18 protein-coding genes are annotated in these 25,549 nt (G+C 36.8%); 12 read left to right on the top strand and 6 right to left on the bottom strand.

From position 1 onward, the window contains the following. Positions 1-60 precede the first annotated feature (60 nt). Entirely contained in the window at positions 61-1,176 is a 1,116-nt protein-coding gene (locus tag NAT51_RS07430) for an endonuclease (RefSeq protein ID WP_250597262.1), read from the bottom strand. Between the two features lie 121 nt (positions 1,177-1,297). Further along, on the bottom strand, positions 1,298-2,512 hold the full coding sequence (locus tag NAT51_RS07425; RefSeq protein ID WP_250597254.1) for an RsmB/NOP family class I SAM-dependent RNA methyltransferase: 1,215 nt from the start codon (positions 2,510-2,512) through the stop codon (positions 1,298-1,300). Positions 2,513-2,800: 288 nt separating this feature from the next. Here NAT51_RS07425 and lpdA point away from each other — a divergent pair, with 288 nt between their 5' ends. The 5 genes from lpdA (at position 2,801) to NAT51_RS07400 (ending at position 10,062) form a co-directional block, all read left to right on the top strand. Continuing rightward, a complete protein-coding gene (gene lpdA, locus NAT51_RS07420) occupies positions 2,801-4,189 on the top strand; it encodes a dihydrolipoyl dehydrogenase (protein ID WP_250597252.1) in 1,389 nt (462 codons plus the stop codon). 247 nt (positions 4,190-4,436) lie between these two features. After that, positions 4,437-4,826: a cupin domain-containing protein gene (locus tag NAT51_RS07415; protein WP_250597244.1), complete on the top strand. Its 390-nt coding sequence runs from the start codon at positions 4,437-4,439 to the stop codon at positions 4,824-4,826. Between the two features lie 178 nt (positions 4,827-5,004). Next, on the top strand, positions 5,005-5,484 hold the full coding sequence (locus NAT51_RS07410; protein WP_250597242.1) for a YybH family protein: 480 nt from the start codon (positions 5,005-5,007) through the stop codon (positions 5,482-5,484). A gap of 324 nt (positions 5,485-5,808) precedes the next feature. Further along, complete coding sequence (locus NAT51_RS07405; RefSeq protein ID WP_250597240.1) at positions 5,809-7,725, top strand: SPFH domain-containing protein; 1,917 nt, start codon at positions 5,809-5,811, stop codon at positions 7,723-7,725. A 117-nt stretch (positions 7,726-7,842) separates the two neighbouring features. Further along, entirely contained in the window at positions 7,843-10,062 is a 2,220-nt protein-coding gene (locus NAT51_RS07400; protein ID WP_250597236.1) for a M20/M25/M40 family metallo-hydrolase, read from the top strand. Between the two features lie 353 nt (positions 10,063-10,415). On the opposite strand, the gene NAT51_RS07395 is transcribed toward NAT51_RS07400, so the two are convergent. Next, a complete protein-coding gene (locus tag NAT51_RS07395; RefSeq protein ID WP_250597235.1) occupies positions 10,416-13,445 on the bottom strand; it encodes a thrombospondin type 3 repeat-containing protein in 3,030 nt (1,009 codons plus the stop codon). A 509-nt stretch (positions 13,446-13,954) separates the two neighbouring features. Here NAT51_RS07395 and NAT51_RS07390 point away from each other — a divergent pair. Genes NAT51_RS07390 through NAT51_RS07380 form a run of 3 tightly spaced genes read left to right on the top strand, consistent with a single transcriptional unit; the run spans position 13,955 to position 16,954 of the window. Continuing rightward, positions 13,955-14,671 (top strand): hypothetical protein, encoded by a 717-nt coding sequence (locus NAT51_RS07390; protein ID WP_250597234.1) that lies wholly within the window; start codon positions 13,955-13,957, stop codon positions 14,669-14,671. A 1-nt stretch (position 14,672) separates the two neighbouring features. Continuing rightward, positions 14,673-15,107, top strand: coding sequence for a GPW/gp25 family protein (locus NAT51_RS07385; RefSeq protein ID WP_250597233.1), 435 nt, complete (start codon positions 14,673-14,675; stop codon positions 15,105-15,107). Positions 15,108-15,112: 5 nt separating this feature from the next. After that, positions 15,113-16,954 (top strand): type VI secretion system baseplate subunit TssF, encoded by a 1,842-nt coding sequence (locus NAT51_RS07380; RefSeq protein ID WP_250597231.1) that lies wholly within the window; start codon positions 15,113-15,115, stop codon positions 16,952-16,954. A 43-nt stretch (positions 16,955-16,997) separates the two neighbouring features. Here the strand turns inward: NAT51_RS07380 and NAT51_RS07375 are convergent, their stop codons facing one another. Genes NAT51_RS07375 through NAT51_RS07365 form a run of 3 tightly spaced genes read right to left on the bottom strand, consistent with a single transcriptional unit; the run spans position 16,998 to position 21,630 of the window. Next, positions 16,998-19,442: an AAA family ATPase gene (locus NAT51_RS07375; RefSeq protein ID WP_250597223.1), complete on the bottom strand. Its 2,445-nt coding sequence runs from the start codon at positions 19,440-19,442 to the stop codon at positions 16,998-17,000. Between the two features lie 25 nt (positions 19,443-19,467). Next, positions 19,468-20,541: a PKD domain-containing protein gene (locus tag NAT51_RS07370; RefSeq protein WP_250597221.1), complete on the bottom strand. Its 1,074-nt coding sequence runs from the start codon at positions 20,539-20,541 to the stop codon at positions 19,468-19,470. A 12-nt stretch (positions 20,542-20,553) separates the two neighbouring features. Next, a complete protein-coding gene (locus NAT51_RS07365; protein WP_250597219.1) occupies positions 20,554-21,630 on the bottom strand; it encodes a PKD domain-containing protein in 1,077 nt (358 codons plus the stop codon). Positions 21,631-21,864: 234 nt separating this feature from the next. On the opposite strand from NAT51_RS07365, the gene NAT51_RS07360 reads away from it, so the two are divergent. Genes NAT51_RS07360 through NAT51_RS07345 form a run of 4 tightly spaced genes read left to right on the top strand, consistent with a single transcriptional unit; the run spans position 21,865 to position 25,546 of the window. Next, complete coding sequence (locus NAT51_RS07360; RefSeq protein WP_250597217.1) at positions 21,865-22,494, top strand: C40 family peptidase; 630 nt, start codon at positions 21,865-21,867, stop codon at positions 22,492-22,494. Positions 22,495-22,510: 16 nt separating this feature from the next. After that, the gene (locus tag NAT51_RS07355) at positions 22,511-23,440 is read left to right on the top strand and encodes a type VI secretion system baseplate subunit TssG (protein WP_250597215.1); all 930 of its coding nucleotides are present in this window, start codon (positions 22,511-22,513) and stop codon (positions 23,438-23,440) included. Next, a complete protein-coding gene (locus NAT51_RS07350; RefSeq protein WP_250597213.1) occupies positions 23,437-24,354 on the top strand; it encodes a TssN family type VI secretion system protein in 918 nt (305 codons plus the stop codon). Before NAT51_RS07355 ends, NAT51_RS07350 begins: the two co-directional genes overlap by 4 nt. Positions 24,355-24,379: 25 nt before the next feature. After that, positions 24,380-25,546: a hypothetical protein gene (locus tag NAT51_RS07345; RefSeq protein WP_250597211.1), complete on the top strand. Its 1,167-nt coding sequence runs from the start codon at positions 24,380-24,382 to the stop codon at positions 25,544-25,546. Positions 25,547-25,549: the final 3 nt, after the last annotated feature.

The following is a 25,549-nucleotide window of genomic DNA, read 5'->3' as shown; positions in this document are numbered from 1 at the left end:
TTAGGTTTTAATTTTTTTAGATTGGGGCGACAAATCTATATAAAAAAGTTAATACGGCAATTAATTTATGATTACTTTTTTAGTTGTTACTGCATTACCAGACGTCAACTTCAGTAAATAGAAGCCTTGAGGTAAATTTGCAATTGTAGTACTTTTCTGATTTGATTCAGGATTTTTGATTAATTGAATCAATTGTCCGTTTAAATTGATAACTTGGATCTCATCCATGTTGACTTCTGATGATACAGTAATCGTATTGTTATTTGATGGATTTGGATATACAGTTGCTCTATCCAATGCTTCAAATTGATCATTGGAAAGAAATGGCCAACGGTTTTGTGCCGGTGTTCCTCCCCAAATCATGGTTGCTAAATAAGGGTTATCAATGAATGGGTTTCTGTTACCTTGTGCATATGTTCCGTTAGAATCATGATATGTATTTCTGTTGTCTTCATATTGAGAAACAGGATCTTCTGCATTCCATTGTAAAAATAATTGGATCATATTTGTATCTCCAACAACGGTAGCTCCTGTACCAACGTTTATTGGTAAACATTGCGTTGGATATCTTAAATACATATACATCATCATACGGGCAACATCACCTTTCCACTCGTCTCCCGGATACCAATCTGCTCCCATATTACCTGAATTACCAGTGCCGGCTGCAAATTTTCTGTTTCCTCTGTTTGCATTTCTTTGTACATCGGCAGCTCTTAAATGGTGTGCATCTTCTCCTGCATCAGAAACGCCTGAAGAAGTAGTTGCATCATCATCTAAAGCAGGTGTTCCCAATGATTTTGCATATACATGCTCTCTATTCCATTGGCAAGTAGCACTACCACCATTTGAATCTTTATTTCTTCTTCGGTGGTCATTATCATCTGAAGTAGATGCAGGACACATATTGTTGCTGAAACCGTATATTAATAATACATTGGTGTTAGTTGCGTCAGCCGGATCTAAATCTGTTATCTTACTTGCTTCCCAAATACCCGGAGTATAAGTGAGAAGGTTAGTATGTGTGGAAGTGATTTTAGCAGCTAATGCATTTTTAAGGTTTTGACCGGTTAATGACCAGTTGAAACTATTATAGTATGGTGCCGCAGGAGCTCCATTTTGCGAGGATACCATTAATGAAAACAGTAGGCAAATTAAAAAGTAAGTGTTTCTCATATTATTTGTATTAATTTGGGATTTAAAATTTTAAAAATTAGGCATAAAAGCCCGATTACAATGGTTTAAAATTGTAAGAAATTACTATGGTAAAAATAGGTTTCGGAATTTTTTAGCCGGTTTACTGCTTTCTTTCTAATAAAGCCATGTAAAATCCGTCGTAACCTGACTCATGAGCCAGAATTTTGTGGTCTTCTACAAAGGTAAAGTTTTTTCCGCTTTCTGTTGTTAAAAATCGTTCTATTTGTTCCTGATTTTCAGATGGTAGCACAGAGCAGGTTGCATAAACCAGTTTTCCGCCCGGCTTTACAATCTTAGAATAGTTCTCTAAAACTTCCGCTTGTATTTTTTTGATGTTTTCAATAAATTCAGGTTGTAATTTCCATTTACTGTCCGGATTACGTTTTAAAACGCCTAATCCGCTACATGGTGCATCAATTAAAACCCTGTCAGCTTTTTCATGTAGCTTTTTGATTGTTTTTGAATTTTCAATCACACGGGTTTCGATGTTGTGAACTCCATTACGGCGTGCACGTAGTTTTAATTGGTTTAACTTGCTTTCATATAAATCCAAAGCAATCAATTGCCCTTTGTTTTCCATGATGGAAGCTAGATGCAGTGTTTTTCCTCCTGCACCTGCACAAGTATCTACAACGCGCATTCCGGGTTTAACATCCAATAAAGGCGCAACTAATTGTGAAGAAGCATCCTGAACTTCAAACAAACCGTCTTTAAATTCCTGGGTAAGGAATACATTGGCACGTTCTTTTAATACTAATGCCTGAGGTTGATTTTTAATATATTCTGTTTCGATATTTGCGTCCATTAAGCGGGCACGCAACTTATCCGGGGAAATTTTTAAGGTATTAACGCGTAAAATAACTTTGGCCTGCTCGTTTTGGGCTTTGATTTCTTTGTTCCAAACTGCTTCTCCTAATTCTTTTGCGCACAATTCATCCATCCAGTCAGGAATAGATTCTTTAATGGCTCTGTTTTTTGATAATTCATCAAAACGGCCTTTAATCTTTCGTATAGGTGTTCCCTGTAACTGCGTCCAATCCGGAATTGGGTAGCCTCTCAAAACAGCCCATGAAGCAAACATTCTCCATAAATTATCACGGTCAAAAGGTTCTCTTACTTCTGCAATTTCTGCATATAAACGTTTCCAACGTACAATTTCATAGATGGTTTCTGCCACAAATTTACGGTCGGCGCTTCCCCAACGTTTGTCTTTTTTAAGAGCGCGTGCTACTACTTTGTCAGCATATTCTCCTTCGTTAAAGATGGCATTTAATGAATCTATTGTAGTGTAAACCAGGTTTCTATGTAATCGCATGATGTTAATTTTGAGCGTGCAAAGATAGTATAAAGTTCTAAGTTAGAAGGTATAAGTTAAAAGTTTTTCTGATATTTTTGATTTTGAGTCTTTTACTGTGTTAGGGATCTCGCTTCAGAAAAAGTTAAATACTGGCAAGTATTGCTACAGACGAAAGTATCACAATTAAAACTGGCTTTAGCTTTATCGCCTTGCAATATTGGTAACGTCCAAATAATTAGAAGAATATTTGAGTACTCTATATTTATTGTGTATTTTCGTGCTCTGAAATTTAGAAAATTTTACGTTATGAAATACGATATTATTGTTTTAGGAAGTGGGCCGGGTGGTTATGTAACTGCCATCAGAGCGTCACAATTAGGCTTTAAAGTTGCCGTTATCGAAAAAGAAAATTTGGGTGGAATCTGTTTGAACTGGGGATGTATCCCAACTAAAGCATTATTGAAATCAGCACAGGTTTTTGATTACCTAAAACATGCTTCAGATTATGGTTTAAAAGTTGATAATGTTGATAAAGATTTTGGAGCTGTAATTGCACGTTCAAGAGGTGTTGCAGAAGGAATGAGCAAAGGTGTTCAGTTCTTAATGAAGAAAAATAAAATAGACGTTATCGATGGTTTCGGAAAAGTGAAACCGGGTAAAAAAGTTGATGTTACCGCTGCTGACGGAAAAGTAACCGAATATTCTGCTGATCACATTATCATCGCTACCGGAGCACGCTCAAGAGAATTGCCTAACTTACCACAGGATGGTAAAAAAGTAATCGGATACCGTCAGGCTATGGTGTTGCCGGAGCAACCAAAGAAAATGATTGTTGTAGGTTCAGGTGCTATCGGTGTTGAATTTGCACATTTCTATAATTCAATGGGAACTGAAGTTACTATTGTTGAGTTCATGCCCAATGTGGTTCCGGTAGAAGACGAAGATATCTCTAAACAATTCGAGCGTTCTTTAAAGAAAGCCGGTATCAATGTAATGACGAATGCGTCTGTTGAAAAAGTTGATACAAGCGGAGCAGGTGTAAAAGCTACTGTTAAAACGGCTAAAGGGGAAGAAATTCTTGAAGCTGATATTGTACTTTCTGCTGTTGGTATCAAAACAAACATCGAAAACATCGGTTTGGAAGAAACCGGTATCGCAACGGATAAAGATAAAATCTTAGTAAATGCATACTACCAGACAAATGTCCCGGGTTATTACGCTATCGGAGATGTAACTCCTGGACAGGCTTTGGCTCACGTGGCTTCTGCTGAAGGTATTTTATGTGTTGAAAAAATTGCAGGCTTACATGTTGAACCTTTAGATTATGGAAATATCCCGGGTTGTACCTATGCTACTCCTGAAATCGCTTCTGTTGGTTTAACAGAAAAAGCAGCTAAGGAAAAAGGATACGAATTGAAAATCGGTAAGTTCCCGTTCTCAGCTTCAGGTAAAGCAAAAGCAGCCGGAACTCCTGATGGTTTTGTAAAAGTTATTTTCGATGCTAAATATGGTGAATGGTTAGGTTGTCATATGATTGGTGCAGGTGTTACCGATATGATTGCAGAAGCTGTCGTTGCCCGTAAACTGGAAACAACCGGTCATGAAATCTTAAAAGCAGTTCACCCACACCCAACAATGAGTGAAGCTGTGATGGAAGCTGTTGCCGATGCTTATGGTGAGGTAATCCATTTATAATCTACAGATTTAAATCTATTAAATTATATTGAAACCGTCTCGTTGACTTCGAGACGGTTTTTTTATTTATTCAATTAATAGCCAATTGCTTACGTTTCATTCGTATCTTTGTAGTCAGATTTTTAAAAATGTAAAAATCTTCCCGCTACAATCAGTACCAACTAATTTCTAAGTTGTTGAAGGTAACTTGTTCCAGACAAGAGATGTAATTTAAAAAATACCACGTTTCTAATTTAAAAAGCAAAAAATGAAAGGTATTAAATTAATTTTCATGTTAGTGCTGTTTGCATTAACTCCATCTGTGTATATGAATCTCTATGCGCAGGATCCTCCAACCGTAGCTCCTCATATTTACAAAAAAATTTCCCTTGACAATGATAAGGTAAGGGTTATGGAAGTTGAGATTGCTCCAGGTGATGTTGTACCTTGGCACCACCATCCGGATCATGTTATCTATGCACTGACTGACGGTAAAATTGAAATTACCGATAAAGGTAAAGATCCCGGAACCATGGAAATCAAAGCCGGGGATGTAATGTTTATTCCGGCAGTTACCCATATGGCTAAAAATGTGGGTACAACCACTATTAAACTCATTGTAACCGAAATCAAGCATGGGAAAAAAATGAAAAAATGAGTAATTTAGAATGCCTGACAATATTTTTTCTTCTAATTGATGAAAAAGTTTTATGATTGTCGGACTGCTAAAGAAATAGCAAATCCGTTTTGTAAATACTGAACGGATTTTTTTTGTAAATTTAATATCCATTTGCGCTAAATGAACATAATTTTAGTAACATAAACATATAAAAACTATGAAAAAAGTAATTGTAGTGCTAATCGTCCTGATAACCGGTTCTTGCTGGATGACAAGTTGTAAAAATGAATCTGCTAAATCTGCATTTGATTTGACTGCAGCTAAAAAAGCAATTGAAGAGCGTAGTAAAATTTATGCAGATGCCGTAAATAATAAGGATTCGGTCGGTGTCGCAAATTGTTACACAAAAGATGGTAAGTTTATGCCGCCTAACGAAAAATCGGTTTCAGGAAAAGCCAGTATCCAAAAATTGGTTGGCCAATGGATGAAAGCAGGAATGCCGGCCGGATTTTCAATCGAAACGGTTGAAGTATGGGGAAATGAAGAAGTGCTGGCAGCCGAAGAAAACTGGACGTTTAAAGATAAAAGCGGTAAAATAATTGATCAGGGAAAAGCAATCGAAGTATATAAAATGGAGGACGGAGTATGGAAACTTCACCGCGATTGTTTTAATTCTGATGTCGTTATGGGAAAATAATTGTTCGGTTAATACGTAAGAACCACTTCATCTTTAGGATGGAGTGGTTTTTTTATTTTGTTGATAATCAGTTGTTTTGAAATATAGCTAAAATAAATTTGCTTTTTTATGTAACTATTGATTTCTCTAAACGTATAATAACTGATTTTACTAAGAAATTAATATCCTAAAATGACACAAAGGTGTTGTATCTTCAAAAATAGCAACTCAGGCATCTGCGCAAACCTGATGGTTGACTTTTAATCTGACTCACGATTATACTTTCATTTTTCATATTAAACATTTCTGGAATCAAAACATGAAATCATTTAAAAATCAATTTTAATGGAAACAATTACTAATTTTTGGTGGCTGATAATGATCGTTGCCAGCTTCATTTTTTACAAATTTGTCTTAAGGGTGTTCTTCGGAATGGTGATTGTCCCGGAAGATAAAATCGGTCTGGTGACGAAAAAATTCGTTCTCTTCGGTGCCGATAAAGCTTTGCCTGACGGACGTATCATCGCGACTAAAGGTGAAGCCGGTTTCCAGGCGCAAACCCTTGCTCCGGGTTTATACTGGGGTATGTGGATCTGGCAGTATTCTGTCGATATGACGCCTTTTACCATCATCCCGGAAGGAAAAATCGGTTTGGTGTTAAGTAAAGACGGTAAGGAAATCCCAACGGGTAGAATCCTTGCCCGCAAAGTAATGTGCGATAATTTCCAGGATGCCACGGCTTTCCTGAATAACGGCGGACAAAAAGGTCGTCAAACGGCTTTTATCACCACCGGATCGTACCGTATCAACACCTTTTTGTTCGATGTCGTTATGGCTGACCAAATCAAGATCTTTGAAAACATGGTGGGTGTGGTTACCGCTCTTGATGGTGAGCCTATTCCAATCGGCCAAATCGCGGGTAAATATGCCGAATCACATAATAATTTCCAGGATTTCGATAAATTCCTTGAAGAAGGTGGTAACCGTGGTCTACAGCCGCAGGTAATGTTGGCGGGTTCGTATTACATCAACTCGTGGGCTGTCCAAATCGAGCAAACGCCCATGACGGATGTGCCTATCGGTTATGTTGGGGTTGTAATCTCGTATATTGGTGAAGACGGTCAGGATGTAACAGGCGAACATTTCAAACATGGTAATATTGTGTCTAAAGGACAGCGCGGTGTTTGGATGGAACCGCTTGGACCTGGTAAATATGCGTTGAATAAGTATACGACTAAACTGGAATTGGTGCCTACAACTAACTTGGTATTAAACTGGGCTGATGCAAGAAGTGAATCGCATAACTTAGACCATAATTTATCTACCATTACGGTTCGTTCTAAAGACGGTTTCCCTTTTAACCTTGACGTGTCGCAAATTATCCACGTTCCGGCTAATGAAGCGCCAAAGGTAATCGCACGTTTCGGTAGCATGACGAATTTGGTTTCCCAGGTTTTGGAGCCTACCATTGGTAACTATTTCCGTAACTCGGCGCAGGAAAGTGATGTGATTTCGTTCTTAAGTACGCGTAAAGAACGCCAGGAATCGGCTAAAAATCACATCAAAGTGGTATTGGATGAATATAATGTGAATGCTGTAGATACGTTGATCGGTGATATCGTGCCACCGGATTCGTTGATGAAAACGTTAACCGACAGAAAGATCGCAGAAGAGGAACAAAAGACATATCAAACGCAAAAGATGGCGCAGGAACAACGTCAGGGTATGGAGAAGGAAACGGCTATCGCTGACATGCAGAAGGAAATCGTACGGGCTTCTCAAAGTGTGGAAATCGCACAACGTACTGCCGATGCAACGGTTAAAAAAGCGGAAGGGGATGCTACCAGTTTGAAATTAAACGTAAATGCTGAAGCTGAAGCAACTAAAATGAGAGCGCAGGCGGAAGCGGAAGCAACTAAAGCAAGAGCAGGTGCACAGGCGGAAGCTACCCGTTTGAATGCAAGTGCTGAAGCGGAAAAGATCTCTAAAACCGGTTTGGCTGAGGCTGAAAAAATCATGGCTATCGGTAAATCTACGGCTGAAGCTTACCAATTACAGGTTTCGGCTATGGGTGGAGATAACTTTACGAAATATAAAATCACGGAGGAAATCGGTAAAGGGAATATCAAAGTGATTCCTGATGTCCTGATTTCGGGTAACAATGGTGCCGATGGAGGTATCAGTGGTTTACTGGGAATGAAACTCATGGAAATGATGGATTCCAACAAGGAAACACCTAAAAATCTTCCGAAGGGAAAATAGTCCCCGGGTTAAATCCATTAAACCGTCCTGTTGCAAAACAGGACGGTTTTTTTATGCTAAAAGGTTAACCGACAATCGTTTCCTTTTTAGTACATTTGAGAGATAAACATTACAAGAATGACTGTAACTAAAATTGTAACTGCCTTATTTATGCTTTCCGTGGCAACGGTTTCTGCTCAGGAAAAGCATCTCAAAAACATCAAAAAACTGACTTTCGGAGGCGATAACGCAGAGGCTTATTTCAGCCCCGACGGTAAAAGCCTGACGCTCCAGGTAACAAACCCTGAAATCGGTGCACAGTGTGACCAGATTTTTACACTCGATTTGTCAAATCCTGCCATCGATTCGAAAAGTCTTAAACTGGTTTCTACCGGGAAAGGCCGCACGACCTGCTCGTATTTTATGCCTGACGGGAAGCATGTTTTATACGCTTCAACGCACAAAAGTAACGAGGCTTGCCCGGCTCCGCCTAAACCGAAGGATGGTAAGTACCTCTGGGCGATTTACCCCGAATTCGAGATTTATATGGCCGACCTGAAAGGGAATATAGTGAAGCAGTTAACAAATTCTCCGGGTTATGATGCCGAAGCTGTGGTGTCTCCGGATGGCAAAAAGATTGCATTCACGAGTATACGCTCAGGTGATCTTGAAATTTATACCATGAATATTGATGGTTCAAATGTGAAGCAGGTGACGAGCGGATTGGGCTACGATGGTGGTTGTTTTTTTTCGCATGACAGTAAGAAACTGGTGTTCCGTTCTTCACGCCCGAAAACGGAAAGTGAAATAAAGGAATATAAGGATTTATTGGCCGAAAATCTGGTAATGCCCACAAGTATGGAGATTTACACCTGTAACGTGGATGGATCCGATTTAAAGCAGATTACACATCTCGGAAAAGCAAACTGGGCGCCTTTTTTCCACCCTTCGGATAAGAAGATTATTTTTTCGTCTAACCATCACGCTACCAAAGGCTATGATTTCCAGTTGTATATGATCAATACGGATGGCACGGGACTGAAACAGATTACGTTCCAAAGTGAATTCAATGCATTCCCGATGTTTTCGCCTGACGGAAAGAAACTGGTTTTCTCCAGCAACCGCGAACAAAGTAAACCGCGTGAAACGAATGTGTTTATTGCCGATTGGGCGGATATTGATGAAGCCGAATACGCGAATCCTACAAACTTGAAAAAACACATCTCTTTCCTGTCTTCTGATGCCATGAAGGGAAGATTGACGGGATCGAAAGAGGAAAAACTGGCGGCTGATTATATCATTTCTGAATTCAAAAAACTGAAACTGAAACCGTATAAAATGCAATTCCTGCATCCTTTTAAATATACCGTACGCCTGAATCCGCATGACACGATTTCGAAAGGGAAGGCTAATTCGGGGAATAATGTGATCGGTTATCTGGATAACGGCGCTGCAAAAACGATTGTGATCGGTGCGCATTATGACCATCTGGGCTTGAACGAACATTTGCATTCGACTAAAATGAATTCGGAAGGTGAAATCCACAACGGTGCCGATGACAATGCATCGGGCGTGGCCGGTGTCTTGGAATTGGCCCGAATGCTGTCGCAGAATAAAACCAAAGAGAAAGCGAATTATATCTTTGCCTTATTCTCAGGTGAAGAAGACGGATTAATCGGTTCCAAAGAAATGGCGTCAACCATTAAAATGTTTTATCCTGATATAACGGCGATGATCAATATGGACATGATTGGCCGTCTGGATGATAAAAAAACAATGATAGTGGGCGGTATCGGAACGAGTCCTTCTTTTGCTGAAATTATCGAAAAAAATAAACCGGCGGGTTTTGGCATCACGCAGGAAATGAGTGGGGTAGGACCGTCTGACCATACGTCTTTTTACCTGAAGGATATTCCGGTGCTGTTTTTCTTTACAGGAACGCATACCGATTACCACAAACCAAGTGATGACGAGGATAAAATCAATTATTATGGTGTCGAAAATATCGTGAATTATGTTTTCCGCACAGCTAATGCCATTGCTGATGTAGAAAAATTGGAATTTACGAAAACCAAAATTACTTCCGAAAAAAAGGCGGCTAAGTACAAAGTGACTTTGGGCATCATGCCCGATTATACAGATCATGGTGACGGACTCCATGTCGACGGTGTTACCGAAGGCCGTCCCGCGAATATCGCCGGAATCAAGGAAGGGGATATCATTACTAAAATTGGTGATTGCCCGGTGAAAGAAGTTTACAGCTACATGGAATGCCTTGCAAAACTGAACACTGGCGACGAGAAGGAAGTGACTTTAATCCGCAGTGGCAAAGAAATGAAAGTAAAAGTGGTTTTTTAAATCAACTCACTGTATAATGTAATCCGTTATGATCTTTCATAGCGGATTTTTTTATTGTGAAATGTGAATATTGCCGCTTGTGGAGTCAATACTGCTGCTTGTGTAGCCTCTGTTGTCTATTGTTGAGCCAATATTGCTGCTTGTTGAGCCAATATTGCTGCTTGTGGAGTCAATATTGCTGCTTGTGGAGCCTCTGTTGCCGCTTGTAGAGCCAATATTGCTGCTTGTGGAGCCTCGGTTACCGCTTGTGGAGCCTCAATTGTCTGTTGTGGAACCAATATGTTTTATTATAACGCTTTTGTTATTATAGGTTTTAAAAAAAGCAGGTTGGATTAATCCAACCTGCTTTACATTTATTCTTTAATGAATCTTTCAATTTGTCTGGCACCGTCTGAATGGATCTCAATCATATAAATACCTTTGGATAAATTATTAATATTTAAAGTGATATGCTTCTGATTTGATGTTTTTTCAGATTTTAATTTTCTTCCGTTTAAATCATAAATTGAAACTGAATCAATACCTGATTCGCTCGCAATATTTAAAAACTCGGTGGTAGGATTCGGATATAACCTGAATTTCTTGAATTCATTTTCATCTGTTGATAAATTCTCAGGATCATATTTAAAATCATCGATATGAACAGTATTGCCATAAACCATTATAGCTAAGTTTTTTCCATATGAAGGTTGATAGTTTGTCATGTTTAAGGTATACAGTGACATTGTAGAGCTTCCTCCTGCATAGCTTAATCGAGTGAAAGTACTGGGATTGGAAGGGTCTGTCATAAATCCTATTTCAATAGGATTATAGCTTGAATACTCTCGTAAAATCCAAAATGATATTTTACTGTTATTTGTTAAGCCATTTAATCGCGGACTGATAAGCATGCTTTTATAACCTGAGTAAGATGAATATAGTCTTATCGTATTACCGTTGTTGTCAGCATCATATAAATTACTTACACTTACGTTTGTATTTGTAACTGAACTGCTTTGTTTGTAAGTTTTCCAGAAAGAATCGAGTGTTGCGGTGTCAAATCCCATATAATAAGGTGGACTTACTTCTATATTGTCATCACAAACATCACCAATACCATCATTATCAGTGTCAGATTGATTGGTGTTTGCAACATTCATACAATTGTCTTTACTATCATACACGCCATCATTGTCTGTGTCGGCATCTACATAAGTTGAAACGGTATTGGTAATGATAGGTGCATTATAGTCAAAATAAATTGATGCATAATTCCTGATAGTATTGCCTTTTACCGTTGTGTTTTTTGGCTTTATTCTATAAGTGATGTAACCATGACTACCGGGTTCATTCGATACCATATCAGGTAAATTAATGTTATCGAAGACAAATTCGGCAATGTTGTTTTTAAGTTGTACACGGCCGGGGTGACTTAGTCCTACTAATTCAAAAGTCGAGTAGTCTAATTTAGCATCCAGTTCATCAGTAATTTTAATATTTACTGCTGATGCAGTTCCTGTGTTTTGAAAACGTACTACATAATTTAAATAATTCCCAATATTGTTAACTAATATTGTATCGCCTTCTAATACAGTTTTATCATTTGGATCAAAAGAGTTAACTACTCTTTGATTTATTGAAAAGGTATTGTTAGCAGGTGTATTATCGGTTGCTATTGGGTTAATGGTCGCTGTAAACGCTAAGAAATCATTAAGATTTACTGTTGGAGGCTGGCTGATCCTGAATCTTACTATAATTGATTTTGTTTCATACGGATATAAATTAGCATAGTTCCAGGTTAACACATTTTCAGTTTGGGACTGAACCGGTACATTGGCATTGATAAAATCCATTTTACCGTCATTAAAATTAAAAACAATTGAACCACTTCTAACTGTTGTCCCTCTGTTTTCATAATAAATTATGTAATAAGCGTCAAAACCCGGTCTTGCAACTGCTATAGGTGAAAAAGTTATTCTTACGTCATTGATAGTCTGACTGGGCACATTACAGAAATCTGCTGTTTGTTGGTTCCCTACACCTGTGAAAGTGATATTGGCAGTTGGTGGCGATACATTGAAATTGTTTAAAGAGGCTGTGGTAGTTACGTTATAATCTCCTTGGGGAACATACATAGAATATTCACCTCTTTCATTGGTAAAAGTCGAATAAAGCGTTGAACCACTAGTGGCTTTTACCATTATTTTATCCATGGCACGGTCGTTTCCGATATTACAGCCATTGTTTTCATAATCTATTTTTACCGTTCCTTTTATTCTGTTTTTCCATCTGTTGTTGCATGATTCGGTCAATTGGGTTAAATCATTGCATCCAGTCGCATTTCCTCTTATGGTATTTGGTTTTGCTGCCAGTATATAATTGCAAACATTTAGTTCCTGACATAACGATAGTACTTGATTATTCTGGATTGTTAATTCGGTGACTTCGCTTAAATCAACGCCTGAAAGTTCATTTATCGATGTTAGTACATTGTTTCCACTTATATATAAACCTCCTTTTATCGAAGTTAAATTATGTAATCCGTGAAGTGTGTTTAAATTTTGGGAGCCCTCAATAACTAATGAATAAATAATGTTTAAGTTGTTTCTTAAAGATGTTATTCGGCTTAAAGATGAAATGTCTGTCATCAATCTGTTGCCGGATAACGATAAACTGCCTAAACTGGTTAATGACGTAAGTCCATTTAAGTTTTGCAATGATAAACAACTGTTTACAGAAAATGATCCAACAACAGATTGAAGCCCTGATAGTCCCTGTAAACTGGTTAACTCCCAGTTTGAAATGGATAAATCACCACCTACAGTTCTGATGCTTTCAAAACCGGTCAAATCAAAATTGTGTGAACCTAAAGTTCTAATTGACAAATTTCCCGGGACATTGGTTAATCTTAAATGGATATTCGATTCATAGCAATAATCGCTGTCATTCGATAAAGTTAGGTTTCCACCAATAAATGTAAGATTGTTTAAAGCGGAAAAATCATTAATATGATTAGATGTCAGCACTAAATTTCCTCCTATAAATGCAAGGTTTCTTAATCCTGAAATATCGGTCATCCAACTGTCATGAAGGGTTATGCTCCCGCCTACGTGAGTAAGATTTTCGAAACCATTTAAAGTTCTCAGTAAAGGGGAATTTTCACTAAAAGATATTCCGCCATTTATACGTCTGATATTTCTAAATCCATTGAAATTATTAATTGCTCCACTATTGGCATTGGTTTCAACTACAATTGAACCGGGAATTTCTGTGCAGTTAGGATAACGGGTCAGAAAATAATCCACATCAGCCTGACTCCGAATGTAAATTGTTCCGGTAGGACATTGAGAATACGAATAAAAAAAACTAAAAGAAAGTAGTAGGTAAAGTAATTTTTTGAACATTGCTGTCAGATATTGATTTTGAACGCAAAAATATCAAATTTAATTCAGTTTTTAATGAATATTCCGACTTCTTATAGGTACAGTTTTAATCAGTTTTAAGTATTTGGTATCAATAATTCTAAACATGATTCTTTATTTTGAAATGTGAATATGAATTCTTGCATAGCCAATATGTTTTATTGTGGAGCCAATATGTTTTATTGTGGAGCCAATATATTTTATTGTGGAGCCAATATATTTTATTGTGGAGTCAATATATTTTATTGTGGAGTCAATATATTTTATTGTTGAGCCAATATGTTTTATTGTTGAGTCAATATGTTTTATTGTGGAGTCAATATGCTTTATTGTGTAGCCAATATGTTTTATTGTTGAGCCTCTAATTACTCTTCACTAAGCACTATAAACTAAGTACTAAGGTCTAGTTACTCTTCACTAATCACTAATTACTAAAAATTAACACTTTTTACTGACATATTTTTCTTACATTTAGCAAAAATTAATTTTCCATGCCAATACCCCAATTGGGACTTTCCATGTCCATTACCGATAATGATGGTTCGCCTTTGTATGCCGGAGTCGGCCAGAGAGAGCATATGACCACTTTTGATTCTGCAATGAAGAAACATACCATTACCATTGTCATTACAGATGAAGAAGCCGGAAAGGTGAATGTTAACTTCACAAGGAACAATAAAACTACTGAGGTTGAATTGGTTACTTATAAAATGAGCATGACCGATGACATGACCAATGAAACCACTTTTTACGAAGTAACCCGTGACACTTTATTGCTAAAGGAATTAAAAACCAAAAGTATCAGCCGATTTTCTTTTCTCGGCATTGAATGGTTCAAAAGGGAAGTGCTGAAACTGACTTCCATTTCTTATGAGCCGCTTAAGACCTTGGTCGAATACTTTGAGGTGTCCCGCTACCGGACTTTACGTGAAAATTATCTGGCCTATACCCTTAAAAAAGGGGAAGTGGTGGCTAATCTGGTTGCCGGTGAAATCCCCGAAAACCTTTTCAACGCTTCTAAAACCGAAAATTTCTTTTGTGTGATCGATAACAGCAACGGTCAACGCTTCATCGGTGATATCAAATACAGGGAAAAATTCCTGAAAATGACACCCAATGTTGAAATCCAGGTAATTAAAAGGGATAAATCCGTTAAGGAAATCGAGTTTGACAAAAAAGGAAAAGTAAACAAAATAGTATACCTGTAAGATGTACGGAATTTATTATAAAACACCCATCGATTTCAAGGATCTGATGGAGAAGAAAGAAATTGAGAAGACCAATCTCGAGCATTCAATCGCCCAGTTTATTAATCTTGCCGCAACGACTTCTTTCGGAGAATGTAAGTTTGATGAAGGCTTCGGATGTAAAATCTGGGAAATGGATTTTGATTTGCTTTCAGATCAGAACACCATCAAAGACCGTATCCGTGATGCACTTAAAGCGACCATCAAAAAGTATGAGTACCGCCTCGAACTGTCTGATATCGAAGTCAGTATAACCGAAGCAAAAGCAGCTTCTTACAACAACGGCCTGCGAATGAAAAAGAAAGTCAATGTCGTGGTGAACGGAAATGTAAAAAAAACAAACAGAGCATTTAATTTCTACGGATACTTCTTCGTAGGACCACTTTCATATATCTAAAATCTATGGAAATACAGGAAAGAGTAAAAGACAGGATTCTAAAAAGAGCCGCAAGGGTTTGGGGGTATAGTGACAGCGAATTGGAAACATCATTCGATCCAATAGTTGCTTTATTGCTCGAAGCCTGTGCCGCAGAACTTGAAAAGTTATCAGTTGAATTGAACAATTCACATGCCCGCATCGTTGAACGTCTTATTGAAGTGATGTCGCCTGCATCTAACGCCGGTGCCATGCCTTCAAGATCAATCATTCATGCAAAACCTTCGGAGAATAATTTCAGGGTGTCTCTCGAACATCAGTTTTACTGCAAAAAGAATATCCCTAACATCTATGATCCGGTTAAACCCACGGTTAAAGAGGTTTTTTTCGGACCTACAGGTAGTTTCGACCTGTCAACTGCAGATGTCGAGTTCATGGCTTTCGGGAATTCGATGTATAATTTCACCCGGAATGTTCACAAGGAGTTTTATCTAAAGTCGGCCAAATCATTAAAGTCTTCCACAATCTGGATTGGCCTTCGTTGTTTGGAGCCAAATGAAATCCTGAAGAAACTGATGTTTTATGTTGATGTTAAAAACACGCATCAAAGGGAAGTTTTTTACCATTATCTGAAACAGTCCAAAATCTTTCTCGGGGATAAACAACTTGGGTTTAAAGAAGGTTATAATGTGGCTACCAAAGATTTGGATATCGATGCTGTCATCACTAAGAATTACAACAGAATTAACCAGATTTATTCCGAAGTGAATAAATTCTATTTTGATAAATTCATCCACCTGACTGATGATATTGTCCTGGATCCTTCTTTATTGAAAGTTCCTGCCGAAATCGCCTCAGTGTTTGAAAATGACAAACTGAATTCATTGAACGATGTGCTTTGGCTTCGTGTCGAATTCCCTGAAGTTATCAATAATAGTATTTTTGAAAGTTTAAGTTTTTCCCTTAACAGTTTCCCGGTAATCAACAAAAGACTGATCAACCTTGCACAACGTATCGATCCGTATATCAATTATATTCCATTGGTCAATGATGATCATTTCCTGGATTTGGATACAATTACTGATTCGAGAGGTTTCAGCTACCATCTGAAACAGTTTTCACAGAACCTTGAAGGTGGGGAAGCAGCTTTGAGAAATAATGGTGTCGAGCGTTTTGATGAAAGAAATGCTTCGGAGATTATCCAGTATTTATTGGAATTATTAAAAGATGAAAGTGCTTCTTTCTCAGTTTTGGGTGGGGATTTTGTGCGCAATGTCATCGCCGAAATGAACCAGTTAATTGCTACTTTGGAACAGCAAACCAAAGAAAATTCATTCCTGAAATCGAATTTTCCTTACGTGGTGATTAAGTCTAATTTAGTGGATGAACGCAATGAAAACGATTCGTTCTTTATTAATTTCTGGTCTACGTGTGGAGAAGATGCTAATGATATCAAACCGGGAACAAAACTGGATTTGCCTTTTGGTACCGATTTCTTTGCCAATACTATTTATTTAGTACAGCCAAGTGTGGGTGGTAAAACGAGGCTGACTTCAAATGAGAAGATTTTATCTTACAGACAGGCGCTTTTGTCGCATGGCCGTGTGGTGACTTTTGCTGATATCAAGACCTTCTGTCTGAAACATTTCGGTCATACTATCAGTCATATTGAAGTGAATAAGGGAACAAAAGCAGATCCTTCGCTTAAAGCAGGTTTCGTGCGTACCATTGATATCAAGGTTGATAAAAACGAAGAAAGCGATATTCCTTTTTCTGATAACGAATGGAACTATTTATGTGACAATCTGCTTCACAAACTGGATCAGGTTTCATCAAACATTTACCCATACCGTTTATTGGTCAGTTAGTAAGTATAGATATAAAAAAGGAGCTTCTTAAAAGCTCCTTTTTTTATTGAATGTCCCAAGTGAGACTGTCATTTTTATAATCGACCGTTACCTTGCTTCCTTCTTTTATTTCATTCGAAACAATTTTTTTAGCCAATGGTCTTCTTAATTCTGACCGTATGATTCCTTTAAGCGGACGGGCTCCATACGTTGCATTGTAACCATTGTCAACTAAATAAGACTTGGCTTCCTGTGTGATATGCATTTCAATATGTTGTGATTTTACTAAATCCAATAGCTCTTTTTTAAGATGGATTTCAAAAATTCCCATGGCATTTTCTTTGGAAATTGGAGCAAAAGGAATTATTTCCGTTAAACGCCCCAAAAATTCAGGCCTGAAATGATTGGCCATGATTTCCATCAATTGATTCGAACTTGGATAGCCGTTTCCACCTGTAATGGAATCTACAATAAACTTCGAACCGATATTGGACGTAAATAAAATCAATGCATTCGAAAAGTCACCTTCTTTTCCTAGACGGTCATGTAATTTTCCTTCATCCATAATTTGTAGAAATACGTCAAAAACAGAAGGATGTGCCTTTTCAATCTCATCAAACAATACGATAGAATAGGGCTTTTGCCTGATTTTGTTTACTAACAAACCACCTTCTTCATATCCTACATATCCCGGAGGAGCTCCGTATAATAAAGCCGCCGAATGTTCTTCCTTAAACTCTGACATGTCAAAACGGATGATGGCATTTTCATCCTGGAATAAGAAGTCAGCTAATGATTTTGCCAATTCCGTTTTTCCGGTTCCGGTTGGCCCCAGAAAGAAAAAGGATCCTATCGGTTGTCCGGCTTTGCTCAATCCTGATCGTGATTCAAGAACGGCTTCGGTGATAATCTGAATCGCTAAATCCTGTCCAACCACACGTTTCTTCAAGGTTTCGTCCATAGTTTGTAAACGGTCTTTTTCCTCCGATTGCAATTTCCCTAAAGGAATGTTTGTTTTTTGTGCTACAATGGCTGCTAAATCGATTCCTTCAATATGGTCTTTTTTGCTTTGAGCTATCGTTGTCAGTTTATCAATAAACTGTTCAAGTTTCTGTAATAATTCTTCAGAGGAACTGTCAGATGTTTCTTCTTCCCCAAATTTTTCCTGAGTCAGTAAATAATGTGCTTTTCGCTTGATGTCTTCAAACAACCAATTGGCTTCCTGAAGCTTGTATTCTTCAGGAAGTTCTTTGATTTGTTCCATTTTAGAGAATAACGCATTTTTTTCAGACAGAAAAGATTCTCCGGCTGTTTTAATAACCGACATGGTTCTGTCCAATAAGTTCAAGGCAGATTCAGGTAAACTTTTTTCTTTTAAATAACGTTTTGATAATCGTATTGATTCTCTGATGGTTTCATCATCCGTTTTAATCTGATGATGATTATGGTAGGATTTTAGAGCTGTTTTAATAATTCTGAAAGCGTTTTCATCATCCGGTTCTTCCACTTTAATCAGTTCAAACATACCGGATAATACTTCGTCCTTTTCGATTTTTTTGGTATACTCATCAACGGTGGTTGTGGCTACCAAGGTTAATCCTTTTGTCAATTCACTTTTCAGTATGCTTGAAATTCCTGCATTGTCACTGTTTTTGTCCAATAAAACATGAATTCCGTCGATGACTAAAATCGCTCTCGGATAGGATTTTAATTCCTGTATAAGTTTTTTTAAACGGTCTTCAATTTCACCTTTATAAGAAGCACCGGCTATTAAATTGCCTAAATCAAGTTCGAAGACATCAGTATTCTGTAATTTTTCAGGAACAAGATTATTTACTATAGAGTTGGCAAAACCATTGATAATGGCTGATTTTCCAACTCCTGAATAACCGCTCAGTAATACATTTGGTTTGGAAAAGCGGCAAAGTACTTCAGTAATTTCTTTGATTTCTTTGTCTCTTCCAACAATTTCAAATTTGTTTTTTTTAGCCTTTGCAGTTTTGTTAAAACAATATTTGTGAATGTATTTTGAAACGGATCTTTCTGTTGGTAAGTTTAAAATTTCAGAGTTAACTTTTTCATCATTCATTTCAGTTAAAAGTTCAGATCGGGTAACCGGAAAACTTTTCATCTGATCAAAATTGAAACCTACACCAGGAGTAGCCAATGCAACCATTACGGCGAATAAATCAACTTCTTCGCGTCCTAGAATATCTCTCACGGCATCAGCTTCAGCAATTACTTCATCGATACTTTGATGCGGCTCAGCTTCTGTTGGTTTCATCGATTTGGGAATCTCTTCTATTCTGACTTCGGCCCATTCTTCAATGAAATAAACATCTTTTCCCATTGTTTCCAGTTCTTTCAAAAGGGAAAAGTTTCGGTGCAGCATGGCTTTTAATAAATGGGCTGCCGTATATTCATATTGTCTGCTTTCCTGGGCGATACGTTTTGCCGATTCAAGCGCAGTTTGTAGTTCTTCGTGAAAAATTATATTCTCTGTAATCATAATCCGGTATTTATAATCTGTACTGTTAATCTTCTGTCCAACCCAATAATCCTTTTACTTTGTAAGTAATGCTAAAACCGTCAATGCAGTTGAGATTGTCTTTTGTCAGACGTAAATTTTCAATTTTAATTTCCTGTCCTCTGATTCTTTTACAGAATTCTTCAAATGAAATAACCTGATCTTCATTTTTGATCACCGGAATCTGATAATTTTCACAAATATATTTGCCGAAATCTTCTTTTTCTTTGGTTTCGTTTGCAACCTGGTGAATCAATAATTCAAATTGATTTTCCGAAATGTCCGGTGCAAATTGTACAATATGTCTTTCGCTGGAGCGTGTCGGAATAGGATTGAGCCACTTATCGGTTGCATCTGGTTTTGGATTCCCTTTAGGTTTGTAAAATGACTGTACTGATTTTTCATAAGTATAACCTTCATCCAACATCATTTCGCTTTCCTTTTTAAAAGCCGGCCTTGGTTTGATGTATATAATTTTGGACGTTTTAAATTTATATTCACCATTGATGATTAATGTAATGGTTTTTGGTCCCGGTGTTCTGAAACTGTAACTCGGGAATTCATCTGTGTTGTCTATATCACCGGTTTCACCAAAACTCCATTCCCATGAAAAAGTTTCATCAGTATAATATTTATAGGTGAAATTTACCTTCTGTCCAACGGCTGCAAGTTTGGGTGCAATAATGGTAGGCAGTTTTGTTCTGTCCAAGATTTCTCCATGATTCTTGATCTGGATTTTTTTCTCTTTCAGGCAAAATCCGTTGATTATTAAGGTTACGGTGTAAATTCCCGGTTCGGTATATTTATGTAGGACATGGTTTTTGTTTTCCATCGGACTTCCATCTCCGAAATCCCATTTCCATTGTGTAGCATTAAGTGTTTCGTTGTGAAACTCTATGGCTTCACCAACTGAAAAGTTTTCGGCTACAATAAAAAAATCTGAAGTGTCACAATCGACATGTTTATTGTATTTGAAACTAAAAATTGTAATACTTCCTACGAGTAGTATGGCAAAAATAATCAGAATCCTTGTTTCAAAATTTGAAAATACCAGTTTAAAGTTATTTGAATGCTTCTTCATTGTCGCTTTCGTTTAATCGTTGACCCACAATAGGTGTTTTTTAATTTTGTAGTTTATTTCTACGTTAATAATGCAATTTTCATCATTGGTAGAAAGACGTATATTGGAAATTTTAAGCGTTTTTCCTGCTAGTTTTTTACAGAATTCATCAAAAGGCATTATTTTGGAATCGTTAATAAGAACAGGTATTTTGTAATCGTCACATAAAAATGTTCCGAAATCATCCTTGGTTTTACTTTGTTTAGCTACTTGATGCAATAAAAGTTCAAACTGCTCTTCGGAAATTTTAGGTGCATTCTTCTTGTTTTTGTCTGATTTTCCTGATTTCTTTTTTGAAGATGGCGGAACAACCGGTAAGGTCATGGCATATTCTTCTGCAGGATCAATTTGTGCAGGACCTGGTCTTAGTTTCAAGGGTTTAATCTCGACATCTTCAACCAATGCATCAGCTACAACTGGATCCTTAGGTTTTACCAAAATGGTTTGGGAAGTTATTTTACTTACGTTACCGTTTACGATAAGGCTGACTTTCTTAACGCCAGGGGTTTTGTAAACGTATACAGGGTTACTTTCGGTATCATCTAACCGTGAAGTTTCACCAAAACTCCATTCCCAGGAAAAAATATCACTTCCGCTGTAGTAATAATCAAAAACAACTTCCTCACCAACTTTTACAACTCTTGGGGCAAGGATCTCCGGTTTTCTGCTTCTCTCATCTAAATCACCAACCGATTTGATAACGATATCTTTATAAGTAACACAATTGTCATTAATTGTAAGGGTTATACGGTATTTTCCGGGATTTTTATATTGATGTGTTACACTCTTGTCAAATTGATTTTTGGAATTATCCCCAAAATTCCACACCCATGTGGAAGCATTCGGGGTTTCATTATAAAACTCAATGGTTTCACCAACCAATCTGTTTTTTGCAACGATATAAAATGTAGTGTTTTCACAATCAACGCTCCCGATGAATTTCGATATAAACGAGAGCATACCAAGGGCTAGAAGTATAATGAAAACCAATAAAATCCTTGGGTCAAAGCCAGTGATTAAATCCCATACCGAATTCCGACTTCTGTTCATTCTTTGTTTTTTAGATGACGAACTTAGTAAAAAAACACTTACACAACTAATTTTTCATGTAATTTTTCTTACAATTGAAAATTTTTAGTATTATTGCACTTTGTAAGAATACTTCCATAGATTATCTAAGTCTAAAAAAGCAGTACTTAACTTTAAAATAACTGCAAAAAAATTTGTTTGTATTATAAAAATTATATATTTGTAAGAAATAATTTACAAAAAAAATTTGCCCCTTTGAAAAAAATATTTTTAATAGGTTTCATATTCCCGGTTCTGATTGCTTGTGGTAATCCTAAATACATTGAAGAAGTTCCTCTTAAACTTAAATATGACGAACAGAAAATCAAAAAAGCTTTAGGGATTAATGAGCGTCAGACAAATGAACGTTTGGCGGATCAATACGAAGAAGGTTTGACTGATGAGCAAATCAGAGTAAAAGAGAAATATGCAGTATTGCTTAGTGTAAGACCTGATGAAGTCAAAAATTATGATTTCTACGGGTATATTGATAAATGGCTTGGTACACCTTATGGGAACAGGGCTTTTACCAAAGATAGTCTTGGTATGGTGCCTTTTGTTCAGGCTTTGTATAGCAAAACGTATAAAAAGAGTTTGCCAAAAACTGCTCTGGGTATCTTTAAATCTAAGGATATCGAATTGTTTCTGTCCAGAATTGACCTGGAAGAAGGTGATTTTATCTTTCTTAGGTACAATAAAGATAATCCTATTTCTGATGTCGCTATTTATTTAAAAAATGATAGAATTCTGGCGACAACGAAATCTTCGGGATTAAGGATTTTTAATTTTAATGATGATTATTTTCAGACAAGGTATTTTGCTTCGGGAAGGATAAAGGAAGAATAATTTAAGTGAAGGATGTATGGATGCGATTGAAGAAATAAAAAATAAAATTAATTCCATTCCTTATGACCTGAAAGCTGAAGTGCTTTTATCTTCACTTTTGGAAAGTTACAACAGGGATGGTTACGAATTTTTAATCAACTATGAAGGGCAGTTTAAAAGGCCTTACAGTACAGATGTATTGGGATGTGAAATAGTTGATTATGATTATGATGCTACTCAATTTTTAAAAATCAATATTTCAAGGGATGGAATTTATGATGCACTACCTGAAGGTGTTTTCCATTACCCGAAAACTGAGCGGCTGAATCAGTCTGTTGACGATATGACCAAAGAGTATCGCTTACAGCAAAAAGAAGAGGAAAATGCCAGAAAATTTTTCCTGCCTTTTGAAAATGAATTTTTCCTTAACGGAATGGTTCGTGATGCCGCAGAAAAAGACTTTTTGTTTCGGCTTAACCAAGGTCACCCTATAGACTTTTTTCTTGATTTTTGGAATATTGACAGAGGTCTCCCTCATGTCCTCGTGGCTAAATTTATCAGATTGCTTCCATTTGTTCATAAAGTAGTCGGTAAGCTTGATAAAACTGCTTTTTGTCTTGAATATTTACTGGGTGAAAAAGTGGAAATCGTCGAATTAGGCTATCAGGAATTAGCTGAAAGCAATCAAAACGTTACTCTTGATAATTGCAGGTTAGGACTGGATATGGTTTCAGGTATGTCTTACATGGACTACTCTTTGAATATCGAATTAAAAATTGGCCCTTTGGAAAACAGTTCTTTCAAGGAATATATACATGATGGTGGGGTAAGACGTTTTATAGATCTTTTTTACGAATACTTTTTGCCGGTTGAGATTGATGTGAAAACAACAATTCTCTTACCAATAGAAATCGAACAATTTAATTTTATACAAGAACCAGTTTTAGGAATTACAACCAGAATATGAGACCTACATTCAGACCCAATTTTAAAGAATTAATTGATCCTACTTTGTTGATTACAGTAGCAATACTGCTATTGTTAGGAACAATTTTGGCCATGTTTTTTATTGATAAGGTCAAAAATTACAAAACAGAATACAAAACAAAGTATTATATCTATCTCTTTTCATCAATTTTAATTTTTACCCTGGTTTCTTTTCTGGGGCAATCGAAGGTCATCAACACGTTATTTGGGGAATTTGTATTTTATCAGATATTATTCTTCGCATTGGGAGGATTGCATGTTTTGGTTTACAGAACTTATCTGAATAAATTCGGACTTGAAAGTATTTGGCTTGAAGGTGTATACAATCTGTTGATAGCTGTTTTCGGAAGTATTCCTTTTTTACTTCTGTATACCTATATGAACAGCACAACTTATTCTTTTATGATAGCTTCTTGTATTTTAATGTTTTTGGTGCCAACATGGATTTACTCGACTTTCAAAGCCTCGATTTCTATACCGGCTAAAATCTATAAAACATGGGCGTTCCCGGAATTTGGAACTTTCTCTGAACCAAAAGATGATGAATTCAGGGATATGGTAGTTATTACGTTTGTTTTCTACAAAAATCCAAATTCTATTATAAGAACTGAGTTTAGGGCAAAATCACCAATCAGAATGGATTTCGGTCGACTGTTTTATCATTTCGTAAATGATTATAATACACGTAATGTGGATAGTCCGATTGAGCTTTTGGATGAATTCGGAAATCCTCAGCATTGGGTATTTTATTTAAAACCAAATTGGTATGGAGTTTCCAAATATATCAATCCTGAATTAACAATGTATATGAATGGAATTCAGGAAGACAGTACGGTGATATGTTTGCGTACGAGTCCTCAGAGTGATGAGAAATTACAGGAGGCATTAGCATAATCAGAATCATAAATAAGGACAGTATATGTTAGAGAAATTGAATCATTTTCCGGTTAACTGGGTTGACGGAATGAAAATTAATAAATCCCATTTCATTGCGATGCAAAATCACGTGAGCGATGTTTTGAGGGATGCCATTGGTACACAACTGAACAGCCTTAATTACGGATTGATCCCTTTTGGAAATGCCAATGAATCGATTAAAATTTCATTGGTTATCGATAATCATAAGTTATTAAGGGTTAAAGTTGAAGAATGTCATGCAGTAACACCTAATGGAAGCCGTATTGATATTAGTTCGAACAATTCCCGCATGCTGAATATGGAAATGCCTTACCCGGAAGCGGTCCATGAATTGAATGATGATCAGGATATGGTATTATTGGTTAATGTTTCAGTTAATTTATTTGACAGAAAACCTTACGGCGAGCCTGATCCGGAGGAAAACCCACCAAGATATCCAAATTTGATACCTACCTTCAATTTACATTTAATTCCGGAAAACAGTGTGCAAAGTGGTCAAGGTGGTTACAGTTTGACATTGGGGAAAATTATCATCAACCGTAATGAAAGTTACCTGATGGCTGATTATATTCCACCGTGTACTTCCGTTCAGAGTCACCAGAAGTTGATTGATATTCACACTAAAACGGATCGTTTCTTTGGTCAGTTGGAGTTGTATGCCGTTCAAATTTCCCAAAAAATAAACAGAAAAAACCAAACGAATGATCTGGCAATGATGGTTCTTGCTCTTTCAGAGAAAATCATTACTTATTTAGGAAATAATATCAACTCTTTCCGCTGGTTTACAGTTAATGAACCACCGGCATATATGTTTGACAAAGTAATTTCATTGGCCAGAATCATGAAAAACTACATTGATTCAAAATCGGGGGCAGGTAAAGAAGAACTGTTGAATTATATCTCAGAATGGTGTGGCGTTAGCCAGGGAGATCTTGAACTGGTTTTTACTGATTTGGTGAATGTGGGATATGATCACACGCAAATCGATAAAACGGTTAAAAAAATGATTCAATTTATGAAAATAATAGATGAATTATTCTCAACTCTTAATCATTTGGATTACATCGGTAAACGCAAGGATAACGGAATTTTCGTAAAAGAAAGACTGGAACTTGAAAATTTGGCAATTGACTCATCAAAAAGAAGTAGAACATTTTTAGAAGATTAATAA

This window comes from Flavobacterium amniphilum (assembly GCF_023634845.1).
GTDB lineage: Bacteria > Bacteroidota > Bacteroidia > Flavobacteriales > Flavobacteriaceae > Flavobacterium > Flavobacterium amniphilum.
Note: the sequence above shows the minus strand (reverse complement) of the source record. Positions and strands in the feature narration are given on the sequence as shown.